General features: G+C 45.9%; 9 protein-coding genes. 4 read left to right on the top strand and 5 right to left on the bottom strand.

The features are described from left to right. Window positions 1-73: 73 nt before the first annotated feature. The 4 genes from N2K84_RS05660 to accC all read right to left on the bottom strand — a co-directional run bounded on the left by N2K84_RS05660 (window position 74) and on the right by accC (window position 5064). Window positions 74-1276: a serine hydrolase domain-containing protein gene (locus tag N2K84_RS05660; RefSeq protein WP_282590815.1), complete on the bottom strand. Its 1203-nt coding sequence runs from the start codon at window positions 1274-1276 to the stop codon at window positions 74-76. Between the two features lie 203 nt (window positions 1277-1479). After that, entirely contained in the window at window positions 1480-3015 is a 1536-nt protein-coding gene (locus tag N2K84_RS05655) for an acyl-CoA carboxylase subunit beta (protein WP_282590814.1), read from the bottom strand. 10 nt (window positions 3016-3025) lie between these two features. Next, window positions 3026-3535 carry an acyl-CoA carboxylase biotin carboxyl carrier protein subunit gene (locus tag N2K84_RS05650; RefSeq protein WP_282590813.1) on the bottom strand — a complete coding sequence of 170 codons (510 nt, stop codon included), beginning with the start codon at window positions 3533-3535 and terminating at the stop codon, window positions 3026-3028. A 14-nt stretch (window positions 3536-3549) separates the two neighbouring features. Further along, a complete protein-coding gene (gene accC, locus N2K84_RS05645; protein WP_282590812.1) occupies window positions 3550-5064 on the bottom strand; it encodes an acetyl-CoA carboxylase biotin carboxylase subunit in 1515 nt (504 codons plus the stop codon). A 244-nt stretch (window positions 5065-5308) separates the two neighbouring features. On the opposite strand from accC, the gene N2K84_RS05640 reads away from it, so the two are divergent. The 4 genes from N2K84_RS05640 (at window position 5309) to N2K84_RS05625 (ending at window position 11779) form a co-directional block, all read left to right on the top strand. After that, entirely contained in the window at window positions 5309-7876 is a 2568-nt protein-coding gene (locus N2K84_RS05640; RefSeq protein ID WP_282590811.1) for a DUF5916 domain-containing protein, read from the top strand. 83 nt (window positions 7877-7959) lie between these two features. After that, entirely contained in the window at window positions 7960-9297 is a 1338-nt protein-coding gene (locus tag N2K84_RS05635) for an MATE family efflux transporter (RefSeq protein ID WP_282590810.1), read from the top strand. Between the two features lie 486 nt (window positions 9298-9783). Then, a complete protein-coding gene (trhO, locus tag N2K84_RS05630; RefSeq protein ID WP_486865279.1) occupies window positions 9784-10785 on the top strand; it encodes an oxygen-dependent tRNA uridine(34) hydroxylase TrhO in 1002 nt (333 codons plus the stop codon). Then, the gene (locus N2K84_RS05625; RefSeq protein ID WP_282590808.1) at window positions 10778-11779 is read left to right on the top strand and encodes a tRNA dihydrouridine synthase; all 1002 of its coding nucleotides are present in this window, start codon (window positions 10778-10780) and stop codon (window positions 11777-11779) included. Before trhO ends, N2K84_RS05625 begins: the two co-directional genes overlap by 8 nt. Here the strand turns inward: N2K84_RS05625 and N2K84_RS05620 are convergent. Further along, window positions 11776-12132: a NifB/NifX family molybdenum-iron cluster-binding protein gene (locus tag N2K84_RS05620; RefSeq protein ID WP_282590807.1), complete on the bottom strand. Its 357-nt coding sequence runs from the start codon at window positions 12130-12132 to the stop codon at window positions 11776-11778. The genes N2K84_RS05625 and N2K84_RS05620 overlap by 4 nt on opposite strands. Between the last annotated feature and the right edge of the window lie 214 nt (window positions 12133-12346).

Genomic DNA, 12346 nt, shown 5'->3' with positions numbered 1-12346 from the left:
AAAAAAGCGCCATGCATGTGAGCAGTGACGCTGTTTGTAAAATGTCCTTCGGTCAGTTTTTCCATTGCAACCTTTACTCGTTCGATGTTGGTTTTTCTTCTTTGCTGACCGGTTCCTCCGGCTGTTTCCGGGGATCTATTTTTGCCAAAAATGTGTTGGCAATTTTTTGTCCAGGTAATTGCCCAAGATCATCACTGATATTGGCGCAAAGGCTAACCACCAACTTTTGTTCCGGGTAGACAGCCAGCATGGAGCTACCGCCAACTGTTGAGCCGGCCTGAACATAAATTTTCCGTCCCGCCATATCTTCACTAATCCACCAGCCAAATCCTCGGTTGGTTTCGAAGCCATTGTTCAATACATTTTTGGTGAAAAACAAATCCAGGCTTTCCTGCGAAAAAAAACCAGCTTTCAGAATGGCCTGGCCTAGCTTATTCAGGTCGTCGGCAGTTGACAGGTAACCATGTGCCGGAGCACAATAACGCAGATCAATGGCGGGGGCATTTACCACCTGTGCAATGTAGTTTTGGTAGTACGGAGCTGCCCGGTTTTCGGTGATTAACAGGGGATTGTCAATAACCGTTTCGTGCAATCCCAGGGTGTCCAGAATGGTTTCTTTCATCAACTTGGCAAAGTTGGTTTCGGTAATATCTTCGGCCAGAATACCCAGCATGGCCATGCCGTAATCCGAGACGGCATAATATTCGTTTGGTGGATAGGCCAGCGTGTCGGTTGCCTGCGATTGAATATATTCTTTCAGGTTTATATATTCCTCATGAGTAGCCAGTTTACTTAGTTCGTCTTCGTTAAATCCAGCTGAATATACTCCCAGCTGGTACAAGTTAAAATCGAATTGTTTTTTCGGGAATTCGGGAATGTATTTGTAAAAAGAATCTTGTACGTTCAGTTTTCCTTCCTCCTGAAGCTTGGCAATCAGCATGGCCGTGAGCATGTGAGTGGTTCTACCGATGCGGAATTTAGTTTCGGGCTTTGCTGGCGCCAGCACCTCTTTGTCCGCGTAGCCCATTCCTTCAGACCAGACCATTTCCCCGTCAATTGAAACTGCAACCGATATTCCGGTAGTGGACGCTGTAATCAGGTGCATTTTCAAATCTTCGCGACCAGCCAGAATTTCATCTTTGTATTGTTTGTTGAGTACCACCCGGCTGTTGGGTTTTTTTGTTGAACATGAAGAAAAAATCAATAAAATTAAAGTAATGGGCAACATGCCTTTTCGCAATAGCTCACTAATTTTCAATTGTCTTGTTTTCATCATTTTAAAATTTAGAGGATGATTTTTGGGATGCATCGCTCTGATTTCAGAAACGAAATGCACCGTGGTTTTTTTAGCGGTTTCGAAAATAATAAAATCGCCCGGTTTGACGCAAACCGAAATCTTAAAAAATGTTATAGGTTGGCTTATACTTTTTCACCGGGTGATTTCGAGTCACCCGGTGAATCACGGGAAAGACGATTAAACTACAGGGGGATATTTCCGTGCTTGCGCGGCAGGTTCGATTTGCGTTTGTCCTGGGTCATTTCCAGTGCATTGATAATTTTGATTCGAGTGTCTTTCGGATAAATTATTTCATCGATGTAGCCCAGCGAAGCGGCCCGGTAAGGATTGGCAAAGGTATCGCGGTATTCTTCCACGGCCTGTGCCTTTTCTTCATCGTCCATTTTATTGCGGTGAAGGATGTTGATCGCTCCTTCAGGCCCCATCACCGCGATCTCGGCAGTAGGAAAGGCGTAATTTACGTCGGCGCCGATATGCTTGCTCGACATTACATCATAGGCGCCACCATAAGCTTTCCGGGTGATGACGGTGACTTTGGGAACAGTGGCTTCGGCAAAGGCATAGAGCAGTTTAGCACCGTGTTTGATAATGCCGCCAAACTCTTGCTGGGTGCCGGGTAAAAAGCCGGGAACATCCACCAACGTGACCAACGGAATGTTGAAGGCATCGCAAAAACGGACAAAACGGGCAGCTTTTGCTGACGAATTGATGTCGAGCACGCCGGCAAGATGTGCGGGCTGATTGGCAACAATACCTACCGACCGTCCGCCAAAACGGGCAAAACCAACAATAATGTTGGCGGCATAATGCGGCTGAACTTCCAGAAAATGCTCATCATCCACAATTTTGTAAATGATGTCTTTCATATCGTATGGTTTGTTCGGGTCCACCGGGACAATTTCATTCAGCTCACCAATAAACCTGTCAATCGGATCGGTGGGGATTTTAGCAACGGGCTCTTCCATGTTGTTCAGCGGGAGAAAACTCATCAGCTCGCGCACCATCATCAGGGTTTGCTCTTCGTTTTCGCCGTTGAAATGGGCCACGCCGCTTTTGCTGGTGTGCGCGACTGCGCCGCCAAGGTCTTCTTTGCTCACATCCTCGTGGGTGACCGTTTTGATCACTTCGGGGCCAGTGACAAACATGTGGCTGGTTTCGTTCACCATAAAAATGAAATCGGTGAGGGCAGGGGAATAGACTGCTCCTCCGGCACATGGCCCCAGAATTACGCTGATTTGAGGGATGACACCAGATGAAATCACATTGTTATAAAAGATGTCGGCATATCCGGCCAGACTTTGTACACCTTCCTGAATACGGGCGCCGCCGGAGTCGTTCAGTCCAATGAGCGGCTTGCCCATCTTGACGGCCAGCTCCTGAATCTTGACAATTTTGTCGGCATTGGAACGGCTCATGGTGCCTCCAAACACGGTGAAATCCTGGGCAAAGATATAAACCAGACGTCCATTGATTTTTCCATACCCCGTAACGACACCGTCACCGGGGATCTTGGTTTTGTCAATCCCAAAATCGGTAGCCCGGTGGGTTACCAGCTTGTCTATTTCGTTGAACGTTCCCGGGTCAAGTAAATCCAGGATGCGCTCGCGTGCTGTTTTTTTTCCGGCTGCATGTTGTTTTTCAATGCGTTCTTGTCCGCCGCCTGCTTCGGCAACCTTATTTATCGTTTCAAAATGTTCAAACTTAGCTTTTAAATCCATAGCAATTCTATTACTCAATTTCAATTAATACCTGATTTGATTCCACTGTGTCGCCTGCTTTTACATTCACTTTTTTCACTACGCCGTCGTGGGCAACTTTGTATTCGCTTTCCATTTTCATGGCCGAAATAATGACGGCTGTTTGCCCTTTAATTACCTCCTGTCCGGCTTCGACCAAAACATGAACAATTTTTCCGGGCATGGGGGCGGTGATTTTTCTGTCACTTTGCGCAATGGTCCCTTCGCCGCGGTTGCGGATGTAGCGGCTTTCGGCGTCAATCACTTCCAGGTCGTAGGTGTTGTAATACGTGTAAGCGGTGTATGCTTTGGGCTTTGATGAAGGTACCAGCGAAATGTTGTGCGACTGGTTGTTTACCAGGATGGAAAACGTGCCTTCATCGTTATGCATCAGGTCAACCTGGTAAATTTTGTCATCGACCATGATTTCCAGGAGATTCTCGTTTTGATTCAGTACCTTGACTTTGGCAATTCGATCATCCAGTTTAATTTCTATTGGCATAATGGGATATTGTTTTACAAACGATCAAAGTTTTTTTGATAAGTATATTTTTTCCAGCGGTTTTCTACCGGATTAAGCTGTTTGGTGGGTATCACCTTGTTCAGCCGGTTAAAGTAATCGATATAGGTGGCAATGATTACCATATCCTGGCAGTCCTTTTCACAGGAGCCTTTTTGTACCAGTTTCTCTTTATTTTTTTCGATGAAATTGGTGTCGTACATGCCTTCTTTAAAATCATTGGCGTCCATAATTTGCTCCAGAAATTTGATGGACGTTTTTACACCGGTGATTTTGTATTCGTACAAGGCCCGTCGCATGCGCTGGATTGCTTCCTGCCGGTTTTCGGCCCAAACAATCAGTTTCGAAATCATCGGGTCGTAATGGATCGGAATTTCATAACCTTCATACACATAGCCATCTGTGCGCACGCCCAGCCCCAGCGGTTGTGTAATGGTGTGGATGCGTCCGGGGCAGGGCATAAAATTATTATCCGGGTCTTCGGCATAAATCCGGCATTCAATGGCGTGGCCTTGTTGCTTCAGGTTTTCCTGTTTCAGTAGTAGTTCCCGGCCTTCGGCCACCAAAATCTGATGTTTTACCAGGTCAACGCCGGTAACGCGTTCCGTAATCGGATGCTCAACCTGCAAACGGGTATTCATTTCGAGGAAGTAATAATTCAGCTGGTTATCCACCAAAAACTCGATGGTGCCAGCGCCCACATAATGTACGGCCTTGGCTGCATCTACGGCGTGTTTGCCCATTTGCTGGCGGAGTTCGGGCGTCATCAGCGGCGATGGGGTTTCCTCTACCATTTTTTGGTGGCGGCGCTGTATGGAGCATTCTCGCTCAAAAAGGTGAACCACGTTGCCATGCCGGTCGCCCATCACCTGAAATTCGATGTGGTGCGGCGAGCTGACATACTTTTCGACGTAAACCGCATCGTCGCCAAAAGCGGCCAGTGCTTCGGAGCGGGCTGCCCGCACCGATGACAGGATTTCACGTTCTTCCTTCACCAGGCGCATACCCTTTCCGCCGCCTCCGGCCGAGGCCTTGATCATCACCGGCAAACCTATTTGGCTGATGGTTTTCAAAGCTTCCTCTTCCGATTGAATGGCTTCGGTAGTGCCCGGTACAACCGGGACACCGGCAGCAATCATGGCCTTACGGGCTTCGATTTTATCGCCCATCTTATCAATTACTTCAGGCGAAGGGCCGATAAATATCAATTGGTTCTTCTTGCAGAGCCGCGCAAAAGCAGCATTTTCGGATAAGAAACCATAGCCCGGATGGATGGCATCAGCTTTTGATTTCAGGGCAACGTCGATAATTTTTTCAGCATTCAGGTAGCTTTCTTTGGAAGGGGCCGGCCCAATATAGAAGGCTTCGTCGGCGTATCTCACATGCATGGATGTCCGATCGGCATCTGAAAAAACGGCCACAGTCGCTATATCCATTTCACGGCAGGTGCGCATGATACGGATCGCAATTTCACCCCGGTTGGCAACCAGGATCTTATTAATTTTTCTCATAACTTGGTTTTAGAACACTTGTGCTATACAATTATTTTAAGTCCTTTAAATCCTAATTAAAACCAAACTGAAGGAAAAATGTTTGATTTGTTAATGCTTTCAGTTGAAATAATGCGGACTGAAATAAAAAATAAAATGATTGATATTTTTGTTCAATTATTTATATTTGTATGTCTCACCCTAAACAATAATTATGTTTTTGCGTAGATCCCTGTTTTTGTTCAGCCTACTGTGTTCGTTGATCTTGAAAAGTTTATCTCAACCGTCAGCTGCCTATTCCTTGTCCACGGATGCGATGGTTAATGAACATGCAAGTCATAAAAAAGTATATTATGCCACACGTGTGAGCGAAAGACCAAAGATTGACGGACAACTGGATGACGCCTGCTGGCTGGCAGGAAACTGGGGCGGTGGTTTTATCCAGCAGCAGCCCTTACAGGCCGCAGCCCCGACACAAAAAACGGAAATCTGCATTCTATATGACAACGACAACTTGTATGTTGCGGTAAAATGCTACGATAACGAACCTGAAAAAATCCGTCCAATTTTAAGTCGGCGGGATGAATTCAGTGGCGACATAGCTGGAATTGCCATCGACTCGTATGCTGATAAGCGAACAGCTTTTGAATTTAATGTATCGGCCGCCGGACAGAAACTTGATTTAATGCACCTGGGATCGTATGAATGGGATTTCAATTGGGATGCTGTGTGGGACGGGAAATCATCGGTGCAGGACTCAATGTGGGTGGCCGAGATGCGTATCCCATTCAGCCAGTTGCGTTTTGCTAAAGCCGATGAACAGGTCTGGGGAATGCATATCTGGCGATGGATTGACCGTTTGCAGGAAGAAGACCAGTGGAAGCTGATTCCGGTAGATGCACCAGCGATGGTGTATTTGTTTGGCGAATTGCGCGGAATCGATGGCATCAACCCCAAGCGCCGGTTAGAATTCCTGCCGTATGCCAATTCAAAATTTTCGCCAAATACCGATTTGAAAGACAAGTGGTCCCACGGTGTCGGGATGGATGGCAAAATCGGATTGACTTCTGATTTTACACTGGATTACACGATCAATCCTGATTTTGGTCAGGTTGAAGCCGATCCTTCCGTGCTGACACTTTCGTCATACGAAGTTTTTTATGACGAAAAACGCCCTTTCTTTCTCGAAGGAAACAACATCCTGGATTACAGCATGGGACGCGACCTGTTGTTTTATTCACGCCGAATTGGCCATGCCCCCAGCTATACGCCCGACTACGATGCAAGCGAAGCGCTTTCAATGCCCGAAAATACATCTATCATCAGTGCCCTCAAACTTACAGGGAAGAGCAAAAAGGGTTTTTCGCTGGGCGTTGTGCAAAGTTTTACCGCCAGTGAGAATGCCTCGATTTACGGTTCGACCGGAAAATCACGTGAGACGATTGAGCCTTTTTCAAGTTACTTTGTTGGGCGGGTCAAGCAGGATTTTAACGAAGGAAATACCGTGCTGGGAGGAATGATGACCTCTGTAATCAGAAATATTGAGGATGATCAACTTGATTTTTTACCAACTTCTTCTGTTGCCGGTGGACTGGATTTCAAGCACAACTGGAACAAACGGAAATACTATCTGGGCATGAAAAGCTTTTACAGTCAGGTAAATGGTAGCGAAGATGCAATCAACCAGTTACAGCTGGCCTCGCAGCATTATTTTCAACGTCCGGATGCCGGTCATTTAGATTACGACGCTACCCGAACGAGTCTATCGGGGCATGGAGGTGAAATCCAAGGCGGCAAACGAAGCGGTAAATTCCGGGCAACCGGTTCGTTTAGCTGGCGTTCGCCGGGTGTCGATCTGAACGACCTGGGCTATATGTACCAGGCCGACTTCTTGGAAGAATCTGTTCAACTCCGTTACCAGGTTAACAAACCGAAGGGTATTTTACGCGATTATTGGTTCCGGTTGACACAACTGTCGGCCTGGAGCTACGGCGGGGAGAAAAACAAGCAGGAAATCGGCTCTCATGCTTATCTTCGGTTTAAAAACTTGTGGAGCCTCCATTATAACCTGGAGCGTGATTTCGGTTTGTATGATACCCGCGAATTGCGCGGTGGTCCCACATTATACAAAGAATCAACCTGGGACGGTGAGTTGTTTGTCCAGTCTAACTCTGCAAAAGACCTTTTTGTGGCTTTTGGCAGCCGTTTTGTGTGGGGCGACGACCTCATTTCGGAGCGAAATATTAACACTTTTCAGGTTAGCTGGCAGCTTAGCGATAACTTCAGCGTTTCATCAAAGACGGTGTACAGTACAAATACAGATTTTCACCAATATGCCGGCCGCGTTTCGTCAACGGAGGATAGCCCGACCCGCTATATTGTGGGGCAGATTGATCAAAAAACACTGGAAAGTACATTGCGTGTCGAATATTTTCTGACGCCGGAGCTTTCCCTGCAATATTATGCCAGCCCCTATGCTTCGGTAGGAAAGTACAGCCGTTTCAGGCGCGTTGCCGATGGAAGCAGCAAGAATTTGGATTTGCGGTATGTTTCGTTGACCGGTGATCTGAATAATGCGAAATATACATTTTCGGATGGAGACCAGCAGTACACGTTGACTAATCCGGATTTTAACTTTCAGGAATTTAATTCGAACCTGGTAGCCCGTTGGGAATTTCGCCCAGGATCTACGGTGTACTTGGTATGGAACAGTTCGATGTCAAAAAATGTCCGTGTTTACCAGCCATCGGTTACCGAAAGTTTTGGCGATATCTTCGGTATGAATGCCCGGCATGTTTTTATGCTGAAATTTACCTATTGGTTTTCTCTGTAGTCATTCAAACTAAACCTATTTTTGCGCGGCAAAAATGAAAGATGGGCCGGTGATCCGCCCTTCATTAAATAATTGAGAATCCCGTGAGAATAGCTGATTACATTCCATTATATAAGAAGAACCTGAACTTGGCTTTTCCGGTCATCCTGTCGCAGGTGGGGCAGGTAACTGTTTCACTGGCCGACAACATGATGGTGGGCCATGCCGGGACCACAGAGCTGGCCGCGGCATCATTTTCAAACAGTATTTTTCATATCGGGATGTTGTTTGGTCTCGGTGTTACCATGGGAGTTACCCCATTGGTGGGGAAAGTATTCAGCCAAAAAAACGATCGGCAAGTGGGCGAATACCTCAGGAATGGATTTTTTATCCATACGGTTTTTGCCTTGCTGGTGGCCTTGGCCATGGTTGGAGTTGGTTTTTTTCTTGACAAAATGGGGCAACCAAACGAAGTCGCCCAGGTTGCTTTTCCCTACTATTTGCTGTTAGTGGCTTCCCTGGCGCCAATGCTGATGTTTTATTCATTCAAGCAATTTTTTGAGGGAATTGGCAATACCCAAATTGCCATGATGATTACGCTGACTGCAAATCTGGTCAATATTGTGCTGAACTACTTGCTAATTTTCGGTAAGTATGGGTTTCCCGAACTCGGACTGAACGGCGCAGGAATTGCCACGTTGATTTCCCGTCTGTTGATGCCGGTTTTACTGATTCCGGTTTTACTGAAAAATAAAAAATACCGAAATATTTTCCGTTTTGCCAGGCAAGCTGCGCTCGTACGTTCCAAAATTAGCGAGCTTTTATCTGTTGGGCTGCCTATTGGGTTGCAGATCATTGTGGAGGTGCTCACCTTCAGCTTAGGCGCCGTAATGATGGGGTGGTTGGGCAAAGAGCCGTTGGCTGCTCACCAGGTGGCCTTGGGGATGGCCTCGTTCACGTATATGATTAGCCTCGGAGTCGGCGCAGGCACTACAATTCATGTCAGCCATGAGTTTGGTGCACAAAATTTCAGCTTGTTGCGCCGTACGGTATTTGCCTCGGTGCACCTGGTAGTGATTTTCATGTCTTTTATGGGACTTCTATTCATCCTGTTACGGCACCAGTTGCCTTTTTTATTTACCGAAGATTTGACTGTTGTTGGCATTGCTGCCGGTTTGCTGGTAATTGCCGCCTTATTTCAGGTTTTTGATGGCTTGCAGGTGGCCTTACTGGCAGCTTTACGTGGCCTGTCTGATGTAAAAATACCCATGTTCATGGCATTTGTGTCGTATTCGCTGATTGGTTTGCCAATTAGTTATGGCTGCGCCTTTGGATTGAATATGGGTGCTGCTGGTATTTGGTTCGGCTTTTTGGTAGGACTGGCTGTGGCTGCGATTCTCTTTAGCTTGCGATTGAAAAAATTGGTGGGAAGATTAGACTGAACTCCCTAAAAAAAAGGGCGGGTTACCATCGTCATGATAACCCGTTGTCCATAATTTAGTTTAGTTAGATCAGAAAATAGATATTGGTTTAAAGAGAAAAGGTATCAACTAAAGATTTAATTCTAAAGCATTTAATCTCGAAATGCTTCGCTAATATAGCAACTATTTCATTCGTTCGTTAAAAAATCCTTAAAATTTCTTAATATTTCAAAATGGCGCCTCTTTTATGTGACTGTAAGTTGTTGCCTTTCAGTAGATCTAAAACTAAAACATGTTGTAGAATATATTTGTGATTTGGCAGTAAAATGAACGTTTATGTTTTGTAATAACGGCTATTGTTCATATAAAATTACGCCATATGAAATAGGTAGTGAATAAAAGGATCGTATAATCTTAATTTGAAAAATGGTATCTTTGCGCTCCAAGATGAATAGGAAAATGGAGCTTTATAACCGTTACAGCAGAAAAGAGTTAATACAGAAGTTGATGGATGAACCTTTTGAACGTACCACGATCTCATTTTACCGGTATGTTCGGTTGGCCGATCCGCAGGATTTTCGCAACCTGCTGTTTCTTGATTGGTCCTCCCAGAATTGTTTTGGCCGGATTTATGTGGCCCGCGAAGGGATCAATGCTCAAATGAGTGTTCCAACGCATCACTTACAGTCATTTCTGGATAAGCTGCAGCAATACGTTGAATTAAAAGATATGCCCATCAAATTCGCGGTGGAGGACAACGGAAAGTCGTTTTATAAATTAACCATAAAAGTACGACCCAAAATTGTTGCCGACGGTTTGGACGATCAGGCTTTCGACACAACCGATGTGGGGAGGCACCTTACTGCGGCCGAGTTTCATAGGTTGGTAGATCAGCCCGATGTGTTGGTGGTGGACATGCGCAACCATTACGAAAGCGAAATCGGTCATTTTAAAGGGGCCATTTGTCCACAGGCCGATACTTTTCGCGAAGAAATTGAAATGGTGGCCGATCAGTTAAGTGACGTAAAGGACCGCAAAATCCTGTTGTACTGCACAGGTGGCGTACGTTGCGAGAAGGCCAGTTCTTACCTGAGGCACCATGGGTTTAAGGATGTGAACCAATTGCACGGGGGGATTATAGAATATGCCCGGCAAATTAAGCAATTGAAGCTGGAATCGAAATTCATCGGGAAGAATTTTGTATTTGACGAGCGACTGGGTGAATCAATAAATGGTGAAGTAATTGCACATTGTCACCAGTGCGGGAACGCGTGCGACACACATGTAAATTGTGCAAACAACCTGTGTCACTTGCTGTTCATTCAATGTTCCGAATGTGCCCGGCGCTATGAGGGGTGTTGCGGAGACGAATGTCGCGACGCATTGCATGTATCAGCCGAAGACCGACAGTTGCTCGTGCAAACTTTTCAGCGTAAGTTTGGCAACCGAAAAGCTTTTCGCAAAGGGATCAACCAAAAGCTGAGCTTCATAAAACCGGAACATGAATAATTTTTGGAAAGAAATAGCGTCGCCGATTATGGCCCTGGCGCCGATGGAAGATGTGACCGATACTTCGTTTCGCGAGTTGGTGGCACGTGTTTCAGATTCGGCTTGCCTGCATGTGTTATTTACCGAATTTACAGCCGTTGACGGCATGAATCATCCGGTGGGAAAGCAGCGTGTTTCAGAGCGGTTGGTGGTTAGCCAGTCCGAAAAGAAAATCCTGAAGGAAAAGGGCATCCGGCTGGTGGCGCAAATTTGGGGCAACAAACCTGAGGTGTTTCATAAAATTGCCCGCGAAATTACCGAAACTTACGAATTTGACGGCTTGGATATCAACATGGGCTGCCCGGTAAAAAATGTCGTGAAACAAGGCGCTTGCAGCGCTTTGATAGATCAGCCCGATCTGGCCCGGGAAATCGTTCTGGCCACGAAAGAAGCCACGCATTTGCCGGTTTCAGTAAAAACACGGACAGGCATCCGCAACCATGAAACCGAGCGTTGGATTTCGCAACTAATCGAAACCCGGCCGGCAGCCATCACCCTGCACGGGCGCACCCAGAAACAACAGTCTGATGGTTTGGCTGACTGGCAGGAGATTGAAAAAGCTGTCTTGATTAGAAATCAGCTTGCTCCTGAAGTGCCGATCCTGGGGAATGGCGATGTACTTTCGTATGGGCAGGCAGCAGCATACACCGAACGCTATGGGCTGGATGGCGTGATGATCGGTCGGGGAATTTTTCAGAACCCCTGGTTTTTTAATTCGGAACATCCCGAACGTACAAAAGAAGAGAAGTTACAGTTACTTCAACTTCATGTTAGGCTTTTTGAACAAACCTGGGGTGATACGAAAAATTTCAATATCCTGAAACGTTTTTTCAAGATTTACACCAATGGTTTTGCCGAGGCTTCAAAATTACGGGCTAAAATGATGGATGCCAACTCGTTTAATGAAATTTATGAACTTGTTGGCACCCAATTGGAAAATTGCTTTGTTGACTAATGAGAACAACTGTCGTGTTCAGTGCAGATAGAAAAATTGGTCAAATAGTCTTTACGTTTCCACTGTTCGATTGCCGTTTCAATATCACCTTTAAAGCCGGCTATCACATCTATCTTTTGCTGGTTCAATTTTTTAATGGCGCCTTCGCCAATGCCGCCGGCCAATAGCAGGCCAACGCCCTGTGCAGCCAATTCTTCGGCCAGATTCGATTTGCACCCGCAAGTTTTATCGGTTTCCATCCTTTCGGTTGAAAGAACTTCGAGTTGGTCGTTCAGCTCAAAAATCATGAAATGGTCACAATGCCCAAAGTGGTTGTCCACCTTGTTTTCTTTGGCCGGGATAGCTATTTTCATAATGCTTTCTGGTACATTTTCAGGGTTTCACATTCAAAATTTACGGGACAAATATATGGAACATTTGTTCTTTTGCAGAGGTGTTCCCTGGAAAAATATCGATTTAGAACGAATTATAACAATGCTTTGTTCGAAGAACTTGAAAATTAAGGTGGTCGCAGATCGGGTCAGGCAGGAAAGGTGGCTATTCGGTAGGTAATTGACCTCTGGGAAA

Origin of the sequence: Gaoshiqia sediminis, assembly GCF_025907915.1 — a bacterium.
GTDB classification, from domain to species: domain Bacteria; phylum Bacteroidota; class Bacteroidia; order Bacteroidales; family Prolixibacteraceae; genus Gaoshiqia; species Gaoshiqia sediminis.
Note: the sequence above shows the minus strand (reverse complement) of the source record. Positions and strands in the feature narration are given on the sequence as shown.